The organism is Tunturiibacter empetritectus, from assembly GCF_014201375.1.
GTDB lineage: Bacteria > Acidobacteriota > Terriglobia > Terriglobales > Acidobacteriaceae > Edaphobacter > Edaphobacter lichenicola_D.
On record NZ_JACHDZ010000001.1, the window covers coordinates 1,229,803 to 1,254,124 of the forward strand.

At 55.3% G+C, this 24,322-nt stretch carries 13 protein-coding genes and 1 pseudogene; 6 read left to right on the top strand and 8 right to left on the bottom strand.

The genetic code is table 11. The annotated features are described in order from the left end of the window. Positions 1–143: 143 nt before the first annotated feature. Positions 144–1,154: a signal peptide peptidase SppA gene (gene sppA / locus HDF10_RS05365; RefSeq protein WP_183811130.1), complete on the bottom strand. Its 1,011-nt coding sequence runs from the start codon at positions 1,152–1,154 to the stop codon at positions 144–146. A 197-nt stretch (positions 1,155–1,351) separates the two neighbouring features. Between sppA and HDF10_RS05370 the strand changes: the two genes are divergently transcribed. Then, the gene (locus HDF10_RS05370) at positions 1,352–2,167 is read left to right on the top strand and encodes a dolichyl-phosphate beta-glucosyltransferase (RefSeq protein ID WP_183811625.1); all 816 of its coding nucleotides are present in this window, start codon (positions 1,352–1,354) and stop codon (positions 2,165–2,167) included. Between the two features lie 1,136 nt (positions 2,168–3,303). Then, positions 3,304–11,220, top strand: coding sequence for a galactose-binding domain-containing protein (locus HDF10_RS05375; protein WP_311732669.1), 7,917 nt, complete (start codon positions 3,304–3,306; stop codon positions 11,218–11,220). A 201-nt stretch (positions 11,221–11,421) separates the two neighbouring features. On the opposite strand, the gene HDF10_RS05380 is transcribed toward HDF10_RS05375, so the two are convergent. Further along, on the bottom strand, positions 11,422–12,306 hold the full coding sequence (locus tag HDF10_RS05380) for a 5'-3' exonuclease (protein ID WP_183811133.1): 885 nt from the start codon (positions 12,304–12,306) through the stop codon (positions 11,422–11,424). A gap of 213 nt (positions 12,307–12,519) precedes the next feature. On the opposite strand from HDF10_RS05380, the pseudogene HDF10_RS05385 reads away from it, so the two are divergent. The 3 genes and pseudogenes from HDF10_RS05385 to HDF10_RS05395 all read left to right on the top strand — a co-directional run. Next, a pseudogene (locus HDF10_RS05385) lies at positions 12,520–12,840 on the top strand (RidA family protein); the annotation flags it as partial. Positions 12,841–13,072: 232 nt separating this feature from the next. Then, positions 13,073–15,505 carry an ABC transporter permease gene (locus HDF10_RS05390; protein WP_183811135.1) on the top strand — a complete coding sequence of 811 codons (2,433 nt, stop codon included), beginning with the start codon at positions 13,073–13,075 and terminating at the stop codon, positions 15,503–15,505. 1,600 nt (positions 15,506–17,105) lie between these two features. Next, on the top strand, positions 17,106–18,422 hold the full coding sequence (locus HDF10_RS05395) for a tyrosine-type recombinase/integrase (RefSeq protein ID WP_183811137.1): 1,317 nt from the start codon (positions 17,106–17,108) through the stop codon (positions 18,420–18,422). A gap of 414 nt (positions 18,423–18,836) precedes the next feature. Here HDF10_RS05395 and HDF10_RS05400 read toward each other — a convergent pair whose 3' ends face one another. Beyond that, positions 18,837–19,370: a DUF6680 family protein gene (locus HDF10_RS05400; protein ID WP_183811139.1), complete on the bottom strand. Its 534-nt coding sequence runs from the start codon at positions 19,368–19,370 to the stop codon at positions 18,837–18,839. Positions 19,371–19,512: 142 nt separating this feature from the next. On the opposite strand from HDF10_RS05400, the gene HDF10_RS05405 reads away from it, so the two are divergent. Then, positions 19,513–20,166, top strand: coding sequence for a hypothetical protein (locus HDF10_RS05405; RefSeq protein WP_221271410.1), 654 nt, complete (start codon positions 19,513–19,515; stop codon positions 20,164–20,166). Here HDF10_RS05405 and HDF10_RS05410 read toward each other — a convergent pair whose 3' ends face one another. The 5 genes from HDF10_RS05410 to HDF10_RS05430 all read right to left on the bottom strand — a co-directional run bounded on the left by HDF10_RS05410 (position 20,167) and on the right by HDF10_RS05430 (position 24,288). Further along, positions 20,167–21,546 carry a phage terminase large subunit gene (locus HDF10_RS05410; protein ID WP_183811141.1) on the bottom strand — a complete coding sequence of 460 codons (1,380 nt, stop codon included), beginning with the start codon at positions 21,544–21,546 and terminating at the stop codon, positions 20,167–20,169. Further along, on the bottom strand, positions 21,536–21,964 hold the full coding sequence (locus HDF10_RS05415) for a helix-turn-helix domain-containing protein (protein WP_183811143.1): 429 nt from the start codon (positions 21,962–21,964) through the stop codon (positions 21,536–21,538). Before HDF10_RS05415 ends, HDF10_RS05410 begins: the two co-directional genes overlap by 11 nt. Positions 21,965–22,098: 134 nt before the next feature. Next, positions 22,099–23,097: a major capsid protein gene (locus tag HDF10_RS05420; RefSeq protein WP_183811145.1), complete on the bottom strand. Its 999-nt coding sequence runs from the start codon at positions 23,095–23,097 to the stop codon at positions 22,099–22,101. Positions 23,098–23,293: 196 nt separating this feature from the next. Continuing rightward, positions 23,294–23,842: a hypothetical protein gene (locus HDF10_RS05425; RefSeq protein ID WP_183811146.1), complete on the bottom strand. Its 549-nt coding sequence runs from the start codon at positions 23,840–23,842 to the stop codon at positions 23,294–23,296. A 2-nt stretch (positions 23,843–23,844) separates the two neighbouring features. Then, positions 23,845–24,288: a hypothetical protein gene (locus HDF10_RS05430; RefSeq protein WP_183811148.1), complete on the bottom strand. Its 444-nt coding sequence runs from the start codon at positions 24,286–24,288 to the stop codon at positions 23,845–23,847. Between the last annotated feature and the right edge of the window lie 34 nt (positions 24,289–24,322).

Here is a 24,322-nt window from a genome sequence, read left to right on the forward strand (position 1 = left end):
AAGAATGAGTGCAGTGAACATTGGCCATATGATGCAAAATCCGGCCTTCCGGTCGAAGGATCAACAAAAAAGAGCCCCATTATTTCGGGGCTCTGTCGTGTCCTGACAGTATCTTAGGGAGGTAAAGACTGAAGGACCGTACCTTACTTCCACATAAAGTAAAAACCGGGAGCATGGTTCAGCAACTGACTGGGGTTCGGGAACAGGTCTTCGCCGTCGTCGGCGAGCAGGGCGAACAGCCCTCGTTTATTTTTTGCCGGGCGCACCACATTTGGTTCCCCGGAGATTCCCGCCTCCCTGGCAGTCTCCATCAGAGCCACTCGGTAGCCGCCGACCTTATCGATTAAGCCCAGTGGAAGTGATTGCTGCCCCGTCCACACCTGGCCGGTCGCCAGCGGTTTGATCTTCTCGTCCGAGGTATGACGCCCCGTCGCAACGTCATGCACAAACTGCGTGTACATGTTGTCTACCAGAGACTGAAAGTAGGCCTGTTCCTTGGGCGTGAGGTCGCGGCTCGGGTCGCCTGCGTCCTTCAACTCTCCGGCGTGGATGACCACGTTCTTCAACTTGGCCCAGCGCAGCAGGTCGCCGTAGTTGGTCCACTCCATGATCACTCCAATTGATCCGACAACGGAGGCATCGTTGGCGTAAATCCTGTCGCAGGCGCTGGCGATGTAATACGCCCCTGATGCGCCCACCGACTCGATCGAGGCGATGACCTTCTTATGATTCTCCTGCCGCACCCGGAGGACCTCGTGGTAGATCTCCTGCGAGGCAGCGGCTCCACCGCCGGGCGAGTTGATGTGGAGAAGAATGGCCTTTACCGACGAGTCATCCCCAAACTTGCGCAGCTGACTGTCGATGGTTTCAGGAGACAGGATCGCACCGGAGATGTCGATTACGGCGATGCTGTTTGAAGCTAATCCCAGGCCAGCCGAACTTCCGGTGACCGAACGCGCCGTGACCCAGACCATGAACGTGACGAGTAGAAACACTGCGGCCAGCGAGCCGGCGATGATCCCGATATAAAACCATGCAGAGCGTTGGCGCGGAGGCGGGAAGCCTTGCCGTGGCGGATAAGGATAGGCAGGAGTTTGTGTGTAGGGAAACGATGGCGGCGGCGGTGGCGGGGGTGTTGAAAAGTCTTCCGGCATGCTGTGGAGTTTAGCAGGAGCCTCGATGGCGGTGGGAGTTGCGGTTCGAGGACCGAGGAGGAGGGAGAAATGCAGGCAAAGTGAAAAATAGAGCCAAACGAGGCAGTTCAGGCGTCAAACATTGCAGTATGATAAATCGCGGCACCCTCCGTATATCTCTCTGGAATCAGTAATTGGAAGAAAGTCTGGCGATCGGTATGGCACATCCACAGTTGAGTATTGTAATTCCGGCATACAACGAGAGCGCCCGTATCGAGCATGCTCTGGATAGGGTGCTGTCATGTGTCGCGGAACAGGGCTGGGATGCCGAGGTACTGGTCGTCGACGACGGCTCAACCGACGATACCGCTGCTATCGTGCAACGTTGGATGACACAACATCCGCGGCTTCACCTCGTGCAGAACCCCGGCAACCGCGGCAAAGGCTACTCTGTGCGCAATGGCCTTCTCCAGGCTGCAGGTGAGATTGTCATGTTCACGGACGCTGATCTGTCGGCTCCGATGGAAGAGGCCGAACGCCTCATCGCCGCCCTGAACGATGGGGCAGATGTGGCAATCGGCTCCCGCTGGATGGACAGGACCCGTCAGACGATTCACCAACCCCTCTACCGGCAGTTCTTCGGCCGCTGTTTCAATTGGGTAACTCGGACCGTCATGGGCCTGCCATTCAAAGACACGCAGTGCGGTTTCAAGGCATTCAAGCGCTCCGCGGCTCAGGTCATCTTTCGCCTGCAGACCATCGAACGCTGGGGCTTCGACCCTGAGATCCTGTTCATCGCTCGCAAGCTGAAGTATGTCATTCGCGAGGTGCCGGTCACCTGGGGTCATGACGAACGCAGCCGCATGAGCTACCTGAAAGATGGCATCAAGATGTTGGAAGACATGGCACGCATTCGCGGTAACTTCATGGCCGGCCGGTATGACAAGGCCATCGCCGCGATGAAGGATACCAGCGCGATGGTGACCCCCCAGGTCGAGCAGGTCGTCAAGGTCAGCAGCGCTGAAGTCCGATAGCCTTTGTGAGTACTCGCTTGTGCGTTTTCACAGTGTGGGCGTGCAAAGTGATCGCGACCTGAAGGCTCTTTGATGTTCAGGTTTTGAATATCGGCTAACGTGTGATTTATATGGTGGGCACAGCAGGATTCGAACCTGCGACTTCCACCGTGTGTTCGACTAACTTGATGCAAATACAGTTACTTAGCCCTCATATAAGACCCTATAAGCCGTGTAAGACGCGAGTTTTGTGCCCTTTCTGCGCCCTCACAGCTGAGTCTCCATGCGGTATCTCAGAGGCGTCTGCCGAGTCACTGAACTCCAGTGCCGATGGCGGAAAGCACTTATATCCGTCGCTGACGCGTGTTTAGGCTTGTGACTATATAGTGCCCAAAGTAACTCACTAACAACATTTAAATAACGTAAAGGTAACATTCCTACGCCTTATCTATGGCACAATCTGCATTGTTCTAGGTAATTAGGCCCGTTGCCAGCGCTCTTAGTCGCATGGGTTCACATTATTGATCACAACCTCTATAAGGACGACCAGTGAGACTGCACGCACGTTGTGTTTGGTATTTGTCTGCTTGGTTTTTTTTCTTCTTTGATTTTTCCCCTACCGCGATTGCGCACGATACTTCGCTGACGTCCTTAAACAGAGACGTAATCAAAATAGGGAAGACGCTGCGGCAGTTTCTGCGGCACCCGTGGAATGTGCACAGTCCAGCCTACGGTTGAAGACTGTTTCAAACCTGGCCTTGAAATGAAACGGCCCTAACCGCGCCACGACTAGGAACGCGAAATCGCGGGCTTTGGTCCCCGAGCGACCGCACGGATATTCGGCAAGTTGGGTCGTGGACTGGCTTCTAGTCAAACTGCCGGACGGCTCGGCGACTTGTATCTTGTGGGTTTCAACATCGCAAATGTATGTGTTCACAAAAAGGAGCATCATGTCCGTCTTCGTCTCCTCGCTGCAAAACAGATCCAACACGGAAACACCTGAGGTTCTTGTCATCGTTCGGCAACGCCGTTCGGAGCCCGTCGGAATGGAACCTCTCGTCCCCCGTACCTTGAAAGGGGGCAGGATGCAGGCAGTCGCAGCAATGCTCCTGTTCCTATTGGTAATGCTTTGCCCAAGCTTGGCAGGTGCGCAGCAGGTGGAGACCACGCTACCGCTCTCGCAGCGATTCACGATCAATCTGGCGGCGGGAGTGCCAGAGTACATCGGAGACGCCGCCTCAGCGTCGAATGCGCCGCAGAGTCAATGGTGGTTCGAGAATACAAAAAATTCGACAGCGTATTCGACCACCAGTTTTGTGGAGAGTTCGGATCCAGCCTGGCGTCAGGTTGGGCTGCCCTATGACGCAAACATACTGCGCACATTCCTCAATCAAGACTCCGGTGGCGGCCAGGGATCTCTTACTGGCCAAGAGAACTGGTACCGTCTGCACTTCAAGGTGGATCCAAAGTATTCTGGCCAGAAGTTCCTGCTCAATCTCGAAGGCACGCACACTGGAGTTCAGGTCTTCATCAACGGTACTTTGCTGCACGGCATCAGCGCGGTCGCTGCTGATGCGCAGGCGACACACGTGGTCGGTTTTGTCCCTGTCGTTGTTGATCTCACGCCGTACCTGCATACCGACGGTGTCACGGACAATGTGATCGCAGTCGACGTGTCCAGAGGCGATGCATGGTTTGAGCAGCCTAATTTCTCCGGCGCCTTCCGTTTCGGCCAGGCCATGGCCGGCCTGTTCCGGAACGTCTTTTTATATGTAACCAATCCAGTCCATATTCCGCTCAATGTGTACTCCAACCAGAAGACCTGGGGCACCTACGTCGGCACGGTCTCCGAGGTTCCTGCTGCGGAAGGGACCGCGACTGCAGCTTCAGCGGTTGTCGAAGTGCAAACGAACGTTGTCAACGAGACAGCATCGACCCAGCAAGTTACCTTGACCACGCAGATTGTGGACGCGAGCGGAAACGTAGTCGTGACCGCGCCGCCCATTACACAATCGGTGTCGCCGATGACGTCGAACACGTTTCCTTCTACGCCGGCGCCGATGTTCGATCAAATGATCACGGTTACAAATCCGACCCTGTGGTATCCGAATAACTCGATCTACGGCAAGCCGTATATGTACAAGGTCTACCACATCGTCAGCGTGAACGGAGTTGTGGTGGATTCCTTTCAGAGCCCGCTGGGTATCCGCACCATCACCTGGGATGTGAACTTTCCTTACTTCAACGGTCATGCCATGTATCTTTGGGGCGGTGCGAGCCGGTACGACTATCCGGCCCTTGGCTCCTCGGTTCCGGATGAGCAGTGGTGGCGCGACATGGCGCAGATTGCGGCCCAAGGCGGTAACATCTGGCGGCCCGGCCACTCCACCAGCAGTGAAGAGATGGTGGAGGCTGCCGACGCCTACGGCATCATGATCGACCAGCCAAGCGGAGACGGCGAAGGCTATTGGAATGCCTCATCCAATCCAACGGCGGATGATCTCCAGTTGAAGCAGGAGGTGCATCGCGACATGATCGTTCGCGATCGCAGTCATCCTTCGATTCTTGCCTGGGAAGAAGATAACGGCGGGATGAATCAGACACTGGCCAACGAGCTTGCGACCATAGAAACGTCGTGGGACAACATCAATCCGCGTGTGCAATCCGACCGCACGTACTCGCCTTCGTACGCCTACATGGGAGAATGCGATGGTGCTGGCTGCGAGGCAGGAATCAAAGGGCAGAATCCGAACAACCCCGCCTTTGGTGCCGAGTATTGGGACAACATGGGCACCGGCCGCGGTACTCAGACCGGCACAGGCGCCAATACTGTCTACGCCTACGACTACGAGTTGGCTTTTGCGGCGCCATATCTCGACGATTGGCGTCAAGGCAAAGAAGCCAATGCCTTCGGCATGGCACAGTGGTACTTTGCTGATACACCAGGCGAGGATAGTCTTTGGGCGGAGTTTCAAAATCAGCCGGCGATGGTTCATCTCGTGCGTTCGCTCGGCTACTCCTCCGTGGATCAGAACCGCTTCCCCCGGTTGCTCTACTACATCTATCAGGCCAACTGGGTACCTTACTCGATCAAGCCGGTCGTTCACCTGGCGCATCACTGGAATCGCGCCTACGAGTACACCCCTGGAACCCCGATTCAGGAGAATGCCTTCAGCAACTGTCCCTCGGTTCGCCTGCTGATCAATGGCGTCGCCAAAGATCCAGTCACCGGCGCCGCGCTCGCTGATCAGGTTCCCAATCCCTGGAACATAAACTCGCACGCCGATCTAAGCCAGAGCAGCACAGTTATTCCTGGCCAGGTTCACTGGATGGTGAACTGGGCTCCGGGCACAGTTACGGCAGAGTGCCTGGATAGCAACGGCAACGTAGTTCCGGGTGTGACCTACACGGTGGAGACAGCCGGCGCTGAGAACAAAATCGTGCTCTCGGTTGTTCCTGAAGTGGTCAAGCCGGACGGCACCAGCTTCCAATGGACCTCGAATGGCTCCGACGCAGCCTTCGTGCAGGCAGAAGTACAGGACGCAAATGGCAACCTCGTACCTACCGCAGACGACAACGTCACCTTCACGGTGACAGGACCGGCCACCTACATGGGCGGCACGCAGCAACTGGTTGCCGACCCATCATGGACCAACTACTACCAGGATGCATTCTCCAAGGCACACAGCACAGACATCGGCAACTTGCCTTACGGATTCTTCCACGCGCCGGGCGACCCCGAGCTGAACTTCGACGGTGGATTGCAGAAGATCGCTCTCCGCAGCACCTTCACTCCTGGAACCGTAACGGTGACGGCAACAGCACCGGGGCTCGCGAGCAGCAGCGTTCAGCTGACCTCCGTCACGCCACCGGCTCCTCCTCAATCGCAGCCGCCGGCGATCATTGTGCCGCCTGTGGATACCAAGGTGACGGTTGGCTTTCCTGCAACCTTTACCGTTGCGGCCAGCGGTTCCGGAACACTCAGCTATCAATGGTCTGTGGCTGGAAGTGAAGTCGAGGGAGCAACCGGCCCCACCTTCACCACGCCAGCCACCACGCTCGCGCAAAGCGGCGAGAGCGTGACAGTAACCATCAGTAGCAACTTCGGGCAGGTCACATCGATCCCCGTCACACTCACCGTGGATCAGGCGGCAGCAGTCGCCATCACCGCGCAACCTGCCGCACAAACCGCTGTAGTCGGACAGTCTGCAACCTTCACCGTAGGTGCCACCGGTTCGCCTCAGATCAACTACCAGTGGTTTCAGAATGGTGTGCAGGTCGCATCCGGCCCGCAGCCCAGCTATACCACGCCCATACTGACCACCGTCGGAACAGCCAGCATCTATGTCATTGTCAGCAACCCCCTCGGCCAGCTTCAATCGTCGACGGTGACGCTTACAGTCAACGCCCCCGCGCCGGTAAGCATCACCACCTCGCCTGCCAGTCAGATCGTTGCTGCCAACCAACCGGTGCAGTTTACCGCTGTGGTAGCCGGCTCTGCGCCCTACACGTATCAGTGGCAGTTCACTCCCAAGGGCGGCAATGCCACCATCCTTCTCAGCAACACGCAGAGCTCGAACATCATCACCTACACCATCCCCGCAATGAGCGCCGCCAATGTTGGTGCGTTCACAGTGACGGTCAACAACGCTGCCAACGCTCCCGTTAGGAGCGCCGCCGCGCAACTGACGCTTGCACCTCCAGGAATCAATCTGGCCCTGGATAAGCTCGCAACCTCCAGCAGCTCGCAAAACGCTTGCAACGATGCAACGACAACGCCACCTCTCTCCGGCGCAGGCTGCCTGGGCGCAGAGAACGCAGTCGACGGCAACCTCAATACCCGCTGGGGATCGGCGACCGCTGGTGCAGCTCCAACACCTCCTGTCACGGGCGTCGATCCGTCCTGGCTGCAGGTGGATCTCGGTTCGGTACAGGCCTTCAATACGGTCATCATCAACTGGGAGAATGCATACGCAGCGCAGTACCAGATTCAGTACACCAACCAGGACCCATCAACCAACCCAACCTGGAACGTAGCATTCACTAACAACGCCGGTGCAGGTGGAACCGAGACCCTCAACTTCCCAACCGTTCAGGCCCGTTATGTCCGGATGTTCGGCACACTGCGTGGTGGCAACTACGGTTACTCAATCTATGAGTTCCAGGTCTACAACGTCGCACAATGCGGCGGCCCAAACGAGCGCTACACAATCAACACCACCAACCCCAACCTGGTGCTCGATAACCTGCTTGGTCTCACCTGGACCCGCACCATCCAGACCGACAACACAATCGGATCGCAGTTCACCGGCGTGATTGCCGCAGCTTATTGCAAGAGCATCAACATGCGTCTTCCCACCGAGCCTGAAGCGCTTGGCATCAGTGGCAACAACAACGCGTCGTGTGCCTTCCCCGGTACCTGGAGCACATGGACCTCAACCGTCGATCCGAATGATGCGAGTGAAACCGCGATCGTCAACTTCGACGGCAGCGCCACCGAGAATGTAACCAATAACTTCCCAGGCGCCACCCTCTGCACTGTGGGCACATCTGCAGCTCAGGCCCCTGTCATCCAAACGCAGCCACAACCCACTACGGTCAACGTAGGACAACAAGCAACCTTCACGGTGGTCGCTAGCGGCACGCCTGCGCCAACCTACCAGTGGCTCAGCAACGGAAATCCAATCACTGGTGCGACCGGAGCCGTCTACATCACGCCACCAACTGTCGCTACCGACAACGGCACCTCCTTCAGCGTCGTCGTCTCCAATGGAAGCGGCACCGTCCCCAGCAACGCTGCTGTGCTCACCGTAACGAACAACTCAGGCGGAGGCGGTACAGGCAATCCTCCTCCTCCCCCTCCTCCGACCTGCGGCAACGCCACAGCCTGTACTGGCAATGGCAACGGCCCCGCTCCTGTCGGCTCCAACCTGGCGCTCAAAATGACCGCAACATCCAGCGGCGATGAGAGCGGCTCTTTTCCGCCAACGAATGGCGTGGACGGCAACTTCAACACGCGCTGGTCGTCTGCCTTCGAAGACAACGAGTGGTTTCAGGTAGACCTCGGTTCCATTCAGCCCATCGGACAAGTCCTTATTCGGTGGCAGAGTGCCTATGGCACGTCTTACCTGATCCAAACCTCCACCGATGGACAAACCTGGGCTACGGCGTTTCAACAAAAGAATGGACAGGGAGGAATCGATAACCTCACCTTCCCAACCGTGAATGCGCGCTATGTGCGTATGCAGGGGCAGACCCGCTCTTCACAGTACGGCTACTCGTTCTGGGAGTTCGAGGTGTACGGGCCTCTCGCGCCGACGATCGTAACCCAACCTGTCGACCAAACGGTAGTTAGCGGCGCCACGGCACAGTTCACGGTCGTAGCGGGCGGTACTGGCCCATTCACTTTCCAATGGCTTCTCAATGGGGCCAACATCCCTGGTGCGACGAGTGCCACCTATACGACGCCGGCTCTTTCGGTGGCGGATAGCGGCAGCTTGTTCAGCGTAGTCGTCAGCAATGGCGCTGCTTCGACTCCTTCTTCGAACGCTCTGCTGACGGTCAATCCACCTCCCCAAAACGCGGCGGCCGGTATCGCGAACCTCGCTCTGGGCAAGCCTGCAACATCCAGTGGCAACGAGAACGCCGGACTTGGCCCGCTCAATGCAGTGGACGGCGATCTCACCACTCGCTGGTCGTCAGCCTTTACCGACAACCAATGGCTCGAGGTGGACCTCGGCTCTCCAATGACCATCAACAAGGTGGTCCTCTATTGGGAGGCTTCCTACGGCAAGGCCTACAATATTCAGGTGTCGAATAACGAGCAGACCTGGACCACCGTTGCCACGCAGAACGCAGGCACCGGCGGTGTGGAGACTCTCACCTTCCCGGGCGTCGTCAACCGCTACATCCGCCTGTTGGGCATCACCAGGGCTACGGCGTATGGCTACTCGCTCTTCGAGTTCCAGGTCTACGGCGCAGATGTGCCGGCGATCCTCACCCAGCCGGCCAGCCAAACAGTGAACAGCGGTAGTACCGCAACGTTCAGCGCCACGGTCGGCGGAGACGGCCCCTTCACCTCCCAATGGCTGAGAAATGGCGTCGCCATCCCGGGCGCCACAACAACCAGCTACACCACGCCTACCGTGATGTCGGCGGACAGCGGCAGCACCTTCGCCATCGCTGTCACAAACACCAGCGGCACCACCACCTCCACCGCGGCGATCCTGACCGTCAACTCCAGCGCGCCTACGGGCACAAATCTGGCGCTCAATCAACCGGCCACCTCAAGCGGCAACGAGAACGCTGGCCTTGGGCCAACCAACGCAGTCGATGGCAATGCAACCACTCGCTGGTCGTCGGCCTTCGTGGATCCCTCGTGGCTGCAGGTCGACCTCGGTTCGCCGAAGACGATCGGGCAAGTCGTCATTCAATGGCAGAACGCCTACGGTAAGGCCTACCAGATTCAGGTCTCGAACGATCAACAAGCATGGACAACTGTCTATTCCGAATCGAACGGCACCGGTGGGGTGGAAAACATCACCTTCGCACCCGCAAGCGGACGCTACGTTCGCATATTCGGAACCACTCGCTCGTCACCGTACGGCTACTCCATCTATGAGTTTCAGGTCTACGGTGCTGGCAGTGCTCCAACCATCACCACCGAGCCTGCCAACCAGACAGCCAACGTCGGCGGCACTGCCACCTTCACAGTCGTCGCCGGTGACACAGGCCCCTTCACTTATCAGTGGCTAAAGAACAACGCCCCTATAACGGGCGCCGTCTCCGCCAGCTACACCACTCCTGTTCTTGCCACGACCGACAACGGGAATCAGTACAGCGTCATCATTGGCAATAGCAGTGGAACGGTCAATTCAACACCGGCAACTCTTACTGTCAACAACTCCGGCTCGGGTTACACCATCTATCCCGGCTTCATCGGAGTCGACCTAAACAACAACACCGGCGGAGTGTGGCCAGACAACCAGGTGTACGTCACTGTAATCGGAATCGACCCCAACACTGGCAAGTTCTCTTATCTGACTCCAGACGGCACAATAGTCGACTTCACCCTCAACGACCGCTCCGCCACCGGTCACCTCACCAAGAACGGTCAGAGCTACGGCAACTACTCCTTCACCCTCGCCCAAAGCAAGCTGCTGAAGATTCCTACCTTCATCTCAGCCCGCGCGTACATCTCGCTCGGCCAACCTCTGTACGTTCAGGTCAACGGAGACGGCAACGGCAACGTCACCGGCTACGCCGGCCCTAACCCCCAGAATGCAACCGATCCCAACATCAGCACCAACTTCGACTGGTACGAATTCAACAACCAGAACGGTATATTCATCAACACCACACAGGTCGATGAGTTCGGTCTGCCCTTGCTACTCGATGTCTGGGGTGCAGGTGGAACATTCCACCAGCAAGTCGGCATTACCGAATCCATCGCCCAAATCGATAGTGAGTTCGCCAGCCAGGTACCAACTCAATTCCAGCCGCCCACGATGTCGAACCTTCGCATCCTCTCGCCGTCCAAGCTCTCCCTGGCTTCCGGCGGAGCAAACGCGAATTACTTCGACAGCTACATCGCTGGTTCCTGGAAGTCTTACAACACCACACCGCTCTCGATAACGCTCAATGGTCGAACATTTACAGGTACGTCTTCGGGATCGACACTCACGTTCACTGAGACCAACCCAACCTCATCTCACACTGGCGAAATCTTCGTTGTGCAACAGCCTTCGACACTAGATGTGCTCGAATGTGCAGGCACGATGGCCAGCGGTGTTCCGGGCACCACTCCACAGCTCCAGGATGAAAATGCCGTTCAACTGCAGTTGGAAAACCAAATATGCTCCGCGACCAACCGCGGCGTCCTTCTCACCCCAGCCAACTGGGCCAGCGTCTCGGCCTATTACAACGCGTCACCAGCCAACTTCTACTCGAAGTTTTGGCACAAACACTCAATTGGAGGGCTGGCATACGGCTTCTCTTACGACGACAACAATAACCAGAGCACCACAATCACCACACCAAAACCAGAACACCTGGCCTTCGGCATAGGGTGGTAGGAAATGTGACGAAGTAGCGTTGTGCCTTCGCAAGCTGCGGATGCGCATTTTCTGAACATATATCAAAGCGAAAGCGAACGCGAAACTGCCTTCGGTTCTGCAGTTTATGGGCTTCGCCAACGATTAGTACTGGTCTCGGCTTGTAGTTTGGTTACTGCTCGCTGGAGGAAGATTGGCGGAGTCACACAGGCTTTGTGTGGGTCAACTCTTGCCATCTCCATGGGAACGCGGAGCGCGCTTCACCGAGAACTTAGCGTTGTCAAGGCGATGTGCCAAGGGAGGAAAGGCAGGCGTTGGCCCCGTCCAGAGCAGAGCATCCACAGTGGCGAAGAGCGGAAGATCAGTTCGAAGCGTAGCAAGGTCTCGGAAGAGAAAGGCCAGATCGCGCTTACTGTTGAAGACTTCGGAGAGGCTCTTCAGATTGGAGATGCTCACGTGCCAATCCTGTGCGTTAGGTGGGATGGCTTCCAGTCTGCCAAAATGCGATAGAACGGCTGAAGCAGACTTCGCACCCCATCCTGGCAGTCCCGGATAGCCGTCTGCTGCGTCACCAACCAAGGCGAGGTAGTCTGGAATGGAGCCTGGTCTGACTCCGAACTTCTGTATGACGCCCTGTTCGTCACGCTCGAGACGCCGGCGCCGGTCGAGTTGCACAACCCGCGTTCCCTGAACGCACTGAGCAAGATCTTTATCCGGGGTGCTGATGACGACACGCTCAATTCGAGTGTCCTCTCGTGCGAGGAAAGCTGCCGATGCCAGCGCGTCGTCTGCCTCGTACTCCTCCATCGCCCACACCACTACTCCGAGTGCGCGAAGCGTCTCTTCCAGCAATGGGAACTGGGCTAGCAGCTCGGGGTCCACGCCCTGCCCGGTCTTATATCCAGGCCACATTCGGTTGCGGAAGGATTCAATCACATGGTCGGTCGCAACCCCGATGTACGTCTTACCCACCTGCATCATTCCTAAAAGTGAACCGAGGACGCCGCGCACTGCAGCCACCTCGCGGCCTTCGCTGTCTTTAGCGGATGGCAGGGCGTAAAAATGTCTGAAGAGTTCGTAGGTTCCATCAATCAGGTGCACTTCCATAACGCCCCCTGAGTTCCGAAGTACACAGTTCAGCACGCAGTAGTCGGTGACTGCATTGGCGATTTGGCAATAGCCTAAAGTGGCTATGAAGCCCCATCATAATTCCTGGGTGCCAGTTCGCATATTTCAGTGAGAGTTCCAAAGGAGTTCATTATGGCGCGCCAAGTTGTCTTTACCTCTAAGGTGGCAAAGCCGTAACCGACGTATAGCCAAGCTGTCAAGGCAGCAGGTCTCGTCTTCGTTTCTGGCACAGCGCCAATAGAGCCCGAGACGGGTGAGATCAAGGGGACCACCGTTCAAGAGCAGACAAAGCAATGTCTGACCAATATCGCCGCCATTTTAGAAGCGGCTGGAACATCAATGGAAAAGATCGCCAGTGCTACGGTCATTCTGGCGGACGAGGATGATTTTGCGGGCATGAACGAGGAGTGGATGCGATGGTTTCCCTCGAATCCACCGGCACGCCAAGGTGCCAAGCTTCCGGCACGCATTCCGGGCCTCAAGGTTTCAATCGCCGTCATCGCTGAGGCTTAAGAGCCCTCGAACTTGTCCAAACACATACACAACATTCTTGCGTTAGCTCAGTCAGCTTCAACCGCGCAGCCACCTATGGAGGATGCTTGCCAGTCTTTGTGCTGATCTACCGGTTATCCCTGGCTAGGAACTGGCAACATCAAATGGAACCGCCGCCTCCATACGCGCGTACAACCGATACAAGCCCGGGAACCCAAGGAAAAAATGCGATGATGCGTGACGAGGGGGAAGCGTGAACGCCGATATACGACTCGCTTTACGACAGTTGAAAAAGGCGCCTGGATTCGCTCTAACTGCCGTGGCCACACTGGCACTCGCCATTGGCGCCAATGCAATCGTATTCAGCGTACTCAATGCCTTGATTTTGCGGCCGCTCAACGTGCCGCACGCTGAGACGCTGTTCATGCTGGAACGCGCCTACGGGTCAGATTCATCTCCGTCGGAGTCCTATCCGGATTACCGCGATCTGCGTGACAGAAATCGCAGCTTCGACTCGCTGGTGCTATACAACATCATGGGTGGCGTTGGGCTCGATACCGGCCACGGAAATCCCTCCGTAGTCTGGCCCTATACCGTAAGTGGCAATTACTTCGATGCCCTCGGCATCCAGCCCTATCTTGGCCGGTTTATCCATGCTTCTGAAGAACATGGGCCGAACAGCGTGCCCGAGATTGTTCTGAGCTATGCGCTCTGGCACAGCAGCTTTAACGGGGATCCTGCTGCAGTGGGCCGCACTGTTCAGATCAACAAGCATCCCTTCACCATCATCGGCGTTGCACCGCCGGGCTTCCGCGGCACCGAACTCTTCTTCGCGCCCGATCTCTGGGCTCCCATCGTCGATTCGCCCCAAATTACTGATTGGTTTTCGCTCGAAGAGCGTGGCAACCATAGCGCCTGGGCGATAGGACACCTCAAGCCTGGAGTAACGCCAGCCGAAGCTACTGCGGACTTGAACACCATCGCAAATTCGCTCGCGAAAACCTATCCCAAATCCGATGATGGCATCAAATTCTCCTTGTCCCGCCCCGGACTCGCCGGGAATACCCTCGGCCGGCCCACGCGCGCTTTTATGTTCGGACTCATGCTCCTCGCAGGTCTTATCCTGCTTGCCGCATGCGCCAATCTTGGTAGCCTGTTCGCCGCGCGCGCCGCGGATCGCTCACGCGAAATCGCAGTCCGCATGGCTCTGGGATCGCGCCGTAAGTTCATCTTCCGCCAGCTCATCACGGAAGGCATTTTGGTCTCTCTGGCCGGAGGTATTTGTGGCACGGCTGGAGCCGTAGTCATCCTGCGCGCTCTCAGCACATGGCGGCCGATTCCGAATATCCCGATCAACATACCGGTAAATCCGGATGTGAATACCTACGCTCTGGCCTTCCTGCTGGCTGTCTTCAGTGGCTTGTTCTTTGGCCTGGTCCCTATCCGCCAGATTCTTCGCTCCGATCCCTGGCAGATCATCCGCTCCGGGTCCACAAGCCTCGGCGGCTCACGCCGCTTTACACTGCGCGACGTTCTGTTGGGTTTACAGATCGCCATTTGCGCTGTCCTGGTCACCGCTTCGCTTGTCGCCGTGCGTGGCCTGGCTCGTTCACTGCAAAGCAACTACGGTATTCAGCCTAAGAACGTGATGCTGGTAAAGACCGATCTGAAGATGGCTGGATATGATGCCGACAAGCGCGTGCCGATGCAGAAACGCATGCTCGATGCAGCCGCCGCGATCCCCGGTGTAGACTCTGTCGGATATGCCAATCGTCTTCCGCTCAGCATCGGCGGAGGAGATTCCGACGTGTACACCGACGCCACCACCGATTTTCGCCCGACGAACGCTGCAGCTGATGCCCAGAACTTCAGTGTTTCGCCCGACTATTTCCGTGCCGCCGGAACTGCTCTCCTCGTCGGCAGAGCCTTAACCATGCACGACGATGACAAGGCTCCCATTGTGGCCGTCGTAAATCGCGAATTTGCCCGCAAGGTCTTCGGGTCCGTGGACAAAGCAGTAGGTAGCCACTTCAAGTTCTGGAGCGGCGATCGTGCGGAAGTGGTAGGCGTGGTGGAAGACGGCAAATATCAAACCTTGACCGAAGATCCAAAGCCGGCCATGTTCTTTTCCTTCCTCCAACATCCTGCGAGCGACACTTGGCTCGTGGTTCGCTCGCAGCGTGACCCGAAAGAGCTCGCCGCAGCACTGCAACACTCGATGCGCAGTCTCGATCCAGCTCTACCACTTGAGATAACAACCTGGCACAGCGAACTGGATTCCGCACTCTTCGCATCTCGCGTAGCCACCGTTTCTCTCGGCGCGCTTGGCCTGCTGGGCGCGATGCTTGCCATCACTGGCATCTTCGGCATGGCCGCTTATACCGTCAGCAAACGCCTCCGCGAACTCGGTATCCGCATAGCTCTCGGAGCTGGTCAACACGAACTGCTTGGTGCAGCGCTCGGACGTACTTTCCGGTTGCTTGCCATTGGATCGATATCTGGCATGATCCTCGGTGTCCTGGCAACCCGTGTCCTTTCGTCCATCGTGTATCAGGCCACGCCGAAAGATCCGGTCATTCTCGGCGGTGTCATTCTCACCATGCTTTGCGTAGGTCTCGTAGCCGCCTTGGTTCCCGCCCGGCGTGCGCTCGCTGTCGACCCGATGATCCTGCTGCGCGAAGAATGAGTTGAAGCAAAACAACTCACAGGGAAGAGTGGCTCAACGCCCGATGCCTTCATGTTCCCAAACGCTGGTGGAGGGTTCATGGACGCGACCAACTACCGCAACCGGTCTTACAGCCTCTCGCGGATTCTTTGGATATCCCGAAGCTGAACTTCCAGGTGATCCGGCGGACAATCGCCACCAGGGCACAGGGGTTAGGTTCAGTGAAGGACATTCAATCGCACCTGCGGCACTCGCGAGCGAACACCACCGCGAACGAGTACAAGCAAGAGCTCCCTGAGAGCGTGCTATGAAATGCTCACCGCAACGAAGACTCCGCAGCAGATCATATAGGTTTGCGGCGGGAAAAACCGGCGCAATTGGTGCCAGTCTTTAAAACTTTGGCACCAAATGGCACCAAATCGATATGCCGTGTCTTTGTAAGTTGTTGATTTGATGGTGGGCACAGCAGGATTCGAACCTACGACTTCCACCGTGTGAAGGCTCAATCTAAGCGTAACTTATTGATTATAGGAGCACCGATGGCTCGGTTAAGCATCCTAAGTCACCCTTAGTCAAACACATCGTACCGTTGCGTACCGTCGACACATTGCAGAAAGACTCCCTCAAATGCCAAACAGCCTCAACACCAACCCATGTCTAAGAAATCGCCCTGTTCTCTCTTGCGCGTTATTCAGTTCATCGCCAATCTCGGAAACTCCGAAGCCCTTGCTTTAGCCCTTCACTTGAGCGACGAAACGAGTGAGCAGTATTATCCAAAGCTTGTCTGTAGCGAAATCGAATTGGGTTCGAATACGTTCCGCTTCGAAATCGCTCAGCGCGAGGATAAAAGCAAATAAAACGACTACAAATGCTAGAAGGAAATGATCGAAAAATATGAAAACTATTTTCGAGACAATACTGTCAAAAACTCCTCACAAAAGTGTCTAAGTTGGCGTATCCATCAGATTATTCTGCGTCACCGGACGGCGTTGAATATTAGGTGTCCGGGTCGACTCCAAGCGGCCCGGCACTGCACAACTACTTGGAGAAACCTTGGAGAAATATGATTGACAAAGACGCAGTCAAGCTCGCCGCCGACCCTTCCATTTACCAGCACTACCTCCCAAATCTCTCTCAGAGCGGACCGCAACGAAACGCTACCTGTCCCTTTCACAATGACTCTCACCCGTGCAGTCTCTGCTGATAAGCGGGACGCAAGCGGGAAACAGTTCGACATGCTGATGGGAGACAGCGATTCAGTACCGTCAAGCGTACCGTCAGCGGCTTAGCCAATTCTAGGCTGTGTGTAAGGTCTTCATTTTGGGTGGTTTATGGTGGGCACAGCAGGATTCGAACCTACGACTTCCACCGTGTGAATGTGGTAATTGTAACTTTTGGTGTTACGAGTCATGTTCGGGTCAGTCATCAATCACAGTCGTAAGCGAACGTAGGCGAACACTATAGAAACCTTGTTATTATTGGTTGTTTGCATGGGGTATCCCCTTTTTGCAGTGCTCAAGAGCGCGCCATAGCGTTGGTGTCTTACGCAAAACTTTTGTCTAAGTTCGTGTGCGTTCGCCTGAGATATGCCGTATTATTTGCCGTACGGGGAAAAACGCCAATGGCACGCGCATCTAAGAACCAAGACCTCAGCAGCAAAAGCAAGCGGCTTAAACTAGCAATCCAACGTGAGCCGCACTGGTATGCAATCGGGGCAGGGGAGCATCTTGGCTATCGCAAGACAGGCGATGCAAAAGGGACATGGATCGTCCGCTACTACTCGAAAGAGCATGGGCGACGCTTTGAATCGCTAGGGATTGCCGACGACAGCGCAGCAAGCATGGGTAGCAATGAGATGAGCTATCAAGACGCGATTAAGGCCGCTGGCGTCGAGATTGCCAAGATGAAGCGGGCGAACAACGCAGGCGTGAGTACCCGAAAATATACCGTGGCGGACGCCGCGCGTGATTGGCTCAAGGTTTGGCGCGGTAGCGAACGCTCCAAGGCGACGTCTCAGGCCAACGTTGATAGGCACATTCTTCCCACGCTTGGCACTATCGAAATCGACAAACTCAATCGAGTGCGCATCGAACGATGGCTGCATGATCAAGCGAAGAAAGCACCGCTTAAGGTCGTACAACGTCAGCAGTCCACAAAGAAGTTATCGCCATCGAGACAAAGCAAGATCGTATATGACCCAAACGACCCTGAGACGCAGCGTAAGCGCAGGGATTCAGCTAATCGAGTCTTCCGCGATCTGCGCGCATTGCTCAATCGTGCCTACGACAATCAGCACACCGCAAGCAAAGCACCATGGGAAACAGTCAAAGAATTTGATAACGTCGATGTCGCCAAGAACGAGTATCTGACTTTGGACGAGGCGAACCGTTTTATTCAGGAATGTCCGCAGGACTTCAGGGACTTGGTGCAGGCTGCGTTGATAACGGGTTGCAGATACGGCGAACTGTGCAGCATGAAAGTCGCGTCATATGACGTGCAGGTAGGCGCGGTTTCAGTCATACAAGCCAAGACTGGCAAGATGAAGCGTATCTTCCTTACGCCCGATGAAGCTGCATTCTTTGCAACACACATTGATGGGAAGGATGCGGGCGATTTGATGTTTCGACGTAGCGATGGCGAAGCATGGGGCAAGTCGCACCAACAATCGCGTATGGAAACAGTGTTGAAATCTGCTGGCATCAACCGCCATGTGCGCTTTCACGATCTACGGCACACATTCGCTACGCTACTAGCGATGAATGGCACGTCATTGCAACTGATTGCCAATCAGCTAGGGCACTCGGGCACGCGCATTGCAGAGAAGCACTATGCTCACTTCTCGCCGTCGTATGTTGCTGCGACGATTCGGGCAAACAAGCCTAATTACGCTCCCCAAGCAGCCTCGCCGGGGCCTAGACTTGTCACGAAGGTAAGTTAGCAGTCGAAACCCGCCTCACAGGCAGAAGGACACATTATGTCAGCAGTCTGGACATCTGGAGTGGACGTACTGAAGGCCAGCTTCACCCCCGGCATCGCACTTGTGCCTAGTAAGGCTGTTTGGATGTCCGGTGTGGATGTCCTGGTACAGCGCAGTGGTCACGTTTGCATCGTTGCGCGGCCAGCAGCGCCCGCCGTCGAATCCCACACATGCAAACACCCCTTCGATGACGTGCAGATGGACGTTGAAAAGGGATACCACTGCAAAGCCTGCGATGCCCCGCTCGTCTTCTGCTGGGTTTGCGCTAACGCTGGCATTTACAATATGCACGTTGAACCCGAATGCGATCCAGGGCACAAGCATGCAATCTACAACTCTTCAAGGTTTGAATGACCAAGCCCAGAGTGAGTTAGGCTATGAAGAATTTGAATCTACAATTCGGATAGGGATCGGATTGTGTTCCTTGAATAACTTCGTAATCCCGTCGCGCAAGATCGCTTCTTGGTCCGCCCAGGTGCCGTGAGCTACAGGCGAGTAATACTGCTTTTGGACTTCCAGTCGCGTGGCCTGATAGTCCAGAGTTTGAGACATAGCGAAAATGAAGTCGATAAACTTTCCATCACGATCCCTGTAAAACTGCGTCTTCTGACCTTCATCGGCTGGCTCTGGGGTATTTAGCATGTCGAGGTACTCTTTCCACGCAGTCACGACCGCTGGTTTGTCCGCAAAATCAAGCCCAACCATGTTCAGGGCGTCTACGTGTCGGTGTTGTAGCCGCGCCGGAAATCCTCGCGTCGCCCAAACACTCCGGAACAGCTCTCCCTTGCGACGATCAGCTTCTCTGCCCTGATCAAGGAACCGTTGAATCATCAGTGCTGTGATTGGACCTATCAATATGGCAGCGATTGTGAGGATGTCAGTTAGTTTCAGTGTGTAATCAATCGTCATTAGCGAAACCCGTCCATCGCTCCAAGCATACTCACGATTCGGAAGATATCCCAGCAGTATATTCAGCGGCGACGGCTGAAGTGGTCCATTTGTTATAACTTGCATAGAGATTGCGTGTTTGAAGAGAGGGAAGAACGTCAATATGACGAACTCGCTGACGAGGCGTTTTGATGAACTTGTTGAACAGGCCAAAGTTCTAACTGACACAGCCCAGCGCGGCAAGGTTCAGTATGCTGATCTGTCTGATCGAAAAGTAGATGGGAATGCAGTACTCAATTGGCAAGCCAAAGCCGGAAGCCTGGTGAAACTCACTTGCGGTGAGAAGTCCGAACATGCGCGTCTCTTTCAAGCAGCTTCGGAACGAAGCATGTACACATCGAACATTCAAATGCTCGAACGGATGCTATCTGTTTTTGAAGCAGCGCGTGAGGATTTCAAAGGCGGCTATCTTAACTCGGTTAGAGCACTTGTGCAGGCGGAAGTGTTCAGTAGCGAATTAGATCAGGCCCGTGAGCTTCTCGACAAAGGGTATTTGGCACCTTCTGCGGTGATTGCAGGTGTCGTGTTGGAAACTCACTTGCAGGAGTTGAGTCAGGTCAACGATATTCCTGCGGGCAAGATAGAAGCTATGAATGTCGCTCTTGCGAAAAAGGGGATATACAACGTATTGCGGCAAAAACAGATTACTGCGCATGCGGATATACGCAATAAGGCCGCTCACGGTAAGGCCAATGAATTTAGCGTAGGTGATGTGAAAGCAATGATCGAAGATATAGAACGGTTCCTTGCGGGTTGACTATGTAGGCCAACTCACTGTTATTCCACGCGCCCAAACCTCAGCCATCAATCCATATCTGCACGCATCAGCGCCGTGATCCGGGCCAGTGGTGTCCATATCCTCACGCTTGCGTTGATCGTGGGCAAGGTAAGGCACAGTAGCCCAGAAGTATTCGCAGAGGCGAGACACATACAGGCCCGGTTTGTCGGGCTTGCCTGCGTCAGCTAGTAGCCGCTTCATAGTCTGCCAGCCCGTCACGCGGTCAGCTTTCTTCGCAGGCTGGAAATGCACTCCATGAGCAGCAAACTCGTCAGCGATTGAACCACTGGCGTAGCCTGCCTTCGCAAAGCAGGCGTCATCCGCTACGCCGGAAGGGTCGGCGTCCCACTTCGCACATAGATCGCGCCTGATTGCCTCAGCCGTGATTGCCGCCGTCCACCCCAGCCCCATATTGAGATTCGAGCGCGATACCGCTGCAAGCTCGTCCACAAGGATCAGTGAACGATTCGGATAGAACACCCCCTCATGGGAAGCGCCGGGCGAACGTGCAACTAGATATGTCACTGACGGCGCGGCGCTACCGAAGTCGTGGGCCAGATAGCTCTCCCAGCCCGGCTCATTCGGCATCTCTTGCCACGGCGCAACAGCGTTGCGCGATTCGTCCAAGCAGGCCGCAAAGTAAGCACCGCGTGAGATAGCCCAATTGCCATCGACCCACGCCGATAGTAGTTCAGGATCGTCGGGGCAAGATGACTCAAGCTGTTCGCGGTATTGGTCACGATCAATCAGCGTGTTTCCCGCGAAGGTGGACGGTGCATACACCCATCTGCGCTTGCTGCGTGATTCAAAGAACACTTCCCAGGGTGCAGCGCCAGCGAAGACATATCTCTTCGCCAACCAATGATGTCCAACTCCGCCGGGGTTGGCAGCAATCACCATGCGCACCGGAATGTCTTTAGGGCCGCGCATGTTTGAACGCATCATGTCCAGCAGGTCAGGTGTTGCGAACTGCCCGCATTCATCTATGATCACCAGAGTGAAGCTGCGGCCTTGATACTTCGCATAGTCAGCAGCACTCTCTAACTGGCCCAATTCCATGTACGCGCCATTAGGCATACGCCAAACGTGCTCTTGCGCGTTATAGCTGGCTGCGGTGCCGTACACCATTCCAAACACTTCGCGCGTGGTTAGCTCAAAATCAGCCAACCCCTTATAGCTTTTGCGCAAATACAGGATGCGGGCTTTGACGCCGTATTGCTCCGCATGGCGCAAAGCAAGGTAAGCAAGTCCATATGACTTACCGCCTCCTCTGCCGCCACCACAAAACAGATCAAATTCCTCGGGAATGCTGAGAAGCCGTTCTTGAAACGAATTGAGTTGCAGGGTTTCAGTCGGCATTGGGTTCGATCCTTTTTGGTTTGCTGTTCGCAACTTGTTCAATGACTTTGTATTGATCTGCCGTCATTGCGCCGGGCAAATTGAATGTCACTGAGACGCGGTTTGACTGTTCAGATTGGTCACCTTCGCGGTATCCGTGACGTGCTTTCAGGAGGAACATTGCGGATGCAGGGTGCTTATCCTCAATCGCCAGCTTGTACAGCACGTTATGCAGCGCTTTGCGCTCAGATTCGATACCTTGCTTGTAAGCGTCTTCAGCCTCAGCATCTTCCTCAAGCCAACGATTGAGTGTCTGCGGGGATACTCCGAAGTGTCTTGCGATCCCCAATTTAGAGAATCCTGTTGAGGCCAAAGCAAGTATCTGCGGGGCTAGAAATGTAGGTGCGTTTTTACGGCTGGGATGCGTGAAATCTTTCATAAAGAGCCTCGCTGAACAGATGGGCAGATAGCAGCGGGTTAGCCGTTATCTGCCCACATTGTTGGTAGCGCAAGGACCAGTTGCGCTATCCTTCATCGTTTCGACATTTAGGGGATGTCATGGCACGATGAAACTTATTTGCTTACAAGGAACGCAAGCGGAATGCTCTTGCGGGATGTAGCTGCACGCGACCAATGGGCAGCAGCAGCAAGTTCAGCAAGTGTTGGCGAATCGCCAGCGATTGCATTACCTCCTGTGCTGTCAGACCATGCGAATCCAAGCGGATGAATTCCTACATTCATTCGGCTGTGCAGTACACTCTGTCCGCCACCATTGCCCGATGCAGGGATACGAAACAGTTCTGTCCCGTAGCCTGTGCGGGGCTCACTCGCCGCAAATCCAACCGCACCATTGCCGAGAAGAATCGTTGTATACACGCCGGAAGCTGGCGAAAGGTTGTCATCCAGAATGATTCCAAGCCCGCGAAAGGTGCGGATCGGAAGACCTTGGGATTGCGGGATAAATTCGATGAGATCGCTTTTGAGCGCAGCACTATAGATGTCAGAGTGCATAGCAATAGCTTTTACGTCGTCCAACCGATCACCCAGGGTTGCCGCAGCATCAATGACAGCCTCAGCGGAGAAGTCTGCAGCCGTGCCAGTAGCCCCGCTGATATCGTTCACCATGTCCGCTGCATTGTTGGCAACATTACTTGCCATCACACCGAGTAAGCTAGCGATTAGTCTCCGCTCAAACTGTCTGTCCCAATACGCCGACACACGACCTTGCAACGCCTCAAGCGGGTTGCTTCCGCTCAGTTCGCTAGCAAGCGACATGTCAGACCAAGATTGATGCAGATAGGACTTGCGCACGATCTGACGGCCCGCGCTGTACTTCTGCGGAGTGGACAGCACCGTTGGGTCATCGCTTGTGATATCGGCTTCGACTTCGCCAAGGTCTTTCCAAAAAGGGATGGTGAATGATTCTGCGCCTGCGCCAAGCTGCTCCGCAATGACACCGTTCTTTACGAGCACGCCTGACTGAAACAATGCGGTTGATATTACTGATTGTTCGATTTGGTAGTCAGTGAATTCCTGCGGAATGACAACATCTACTAGCTGTGTTTGCGCCATGGTGTAACTCTCTTTCTCTGTGAATCAATGTGGGGAGTGTGATTGATTTGCCAGAGCGAGGCTACTGCTTTGCACTGCCCACCGACTGGCGGGATTACTGCTTGGATTGCGCCGACTAGCGCGTGCAACTGGCCACAAACGGGATAGTTCACCATCTTAGAAATGAACTATTCCCGTCGTCGCCTTGGCTACTGTCTCACCTAAGCCCGAACGATGGCAAGGGCTGCGTAGACTCGTTTTCAACAGTGGAGCGAGAGGGAGAGCTAACGGTTTTACGGCCTTGCCCGCCCGATGCGCCAGAGTAACGCATGAGTGTTGCAAACACTTTCTTGCGCGGATCGTCTTTCTGCTGCTCAGGTGATCCGGCCAGAAATCGGAATAGAGCGTTGTGCGCCATTGCAACAGGTTCGCCCTTACCGTCCGTCACGGGCTTCCCATCTTCTTTGGTCAGTAGGCGTAGCTCACCGCTATCAGCATCAACGTCCACGCGATAGTCTTTTTCCAATTCAGCGATGAACAAAGCTGGTACATGTGCAATCCCCTCTGCCAATCTGCGCATCGGCACATCAATCACCGCGGAGCGCATCAAACCTTCTGCTTTCTCAGTACGTGATTCGAGCGTTGCGGCTTCGCTTTCAAGTGTGGCAATCCGTCCCTTCAAATCGTGTTTCGTTTTGAGTAGTTCAGCATTGACGCGCCTAAGCGTTTCGAGTTCGGCCAGTTGTTCCGTGCTTGGTTCTGACATAGTTACTCCTTGGCAATGCGGCGAATCTGAATATCTAGTTGTCCCACAAGAGCGTTTGCTTGTTGCATCACTGCGTCTTGGTTGCGGTTGAGCGCACTCCAAGCCTCACGAAGCAATGGGAAGTTGAAGGTATCCGCATTCACATCGAGTGGCTTGCCAGTCAGTGGAACGAGCCAGAACATCTGATCCGCGCAAATAACTTGACTCCAAAGTATGCGCTGTCGAGTGTTCAATAGCTGCGGCATCCTATTGCCAATCAAAGCAAGCCTGTCGGCTTCGTGCTCCGACCATAGAGCGTCATTGAATTCATAGTTAGCTAGGTCGCTGCAAATCAAGTCAGTGACGTAGCGAGTGAACGTTTTGTGTTGCATCCGAGCAAGCAACTCAGCAAAATAAGCAGTCTTTGCATCCATCTTGACGCCAGCGTTTTTCAAGGGCTGTTTCATATTTCTCCTCCGAGCGAGTTCGAGAATACATCAG

Excerpts from the sequence above, each read along its gene's own strand:
- sppA (WP_183811130.1), bottom strand. The coding sequence starts at position 1,154 with ATGCCGGAAGACTTTTCAACACCCCCGCCACCGCCGCCGCCATCGTTT.
- HDF10_RS05370 (WP_183811625.1), top strand. The coding sequence starts at position 1,352 with ATGGCACATCCACAGTTGAGTATTGTAATTCCGGCATACAACGAGAGC.
- HDF10_RS05380 (WP_183811133.1), bottom strand. The coding sequence starts at position 12,306 with ATGGAAGTGCACCTGATTGATGGAACCTACGAACTCTTCAGACATTTT.
- HDF10_RS05395 (WP_183811137.1), top strand. The coding sequence starts at position 17,106 with ATGGCACGCGCATCTAAGAACCAAGACCTCAGCAGCAAAAGCAAGCGG.
- HDF10_RS05400 (WP_183811139.1), bottom strand. The coding sequence starts at position 19,370 with ATGACGATTGATTACACACTGAAACTAACTGACATCCTCACAATCGCT.
- HDF10_RS05405 (WP_221271410.1), top strand. The coding sequence starts at position 19,513 with ATGACGAACTCGCTGACGAGGCGTTTTGATGAACTTGTTGAACAGGCC.
- HDF10_RS05410 (WP_183811141.1), bottom strand. The coding sequence starts at position 21,546 with ATGCCGACTGAAACCCTGCAACTCAATTCGTTTCAAGAACGGCTTCTC.
- HDF10_RS05415 (WP_183811143.1), bottom strand. The coding sequence starts at position 21,964 with ATGAAAGATTTCACGCATCCCAGCCGTAAAAACGCACCTACATTTCTA.
- HDF10_RS05420 (WP_183811145.1), bottom strand. The coding sequence starts at position 23,097 with ATGGCGCAAACACAGCTAGTAGATGTTGTCATTCCGCAGGAATTCACT.
- HDF10_RS05425 (WP_183811146.1), bottom strand. The coding sequence starts at position 23,842 with ATGTCAGAACCAAGCACGGAACAACTGGCCGAACTCGAAACGCTTAGG.
- HDF10_RS05430 (WP_183811148.1), bottom strand. The coding sequence starts at position 24,288 with ATGAAACAGCCCTTGAAAAACGCTGGCGTCAAGATGGATGCAAAGACT.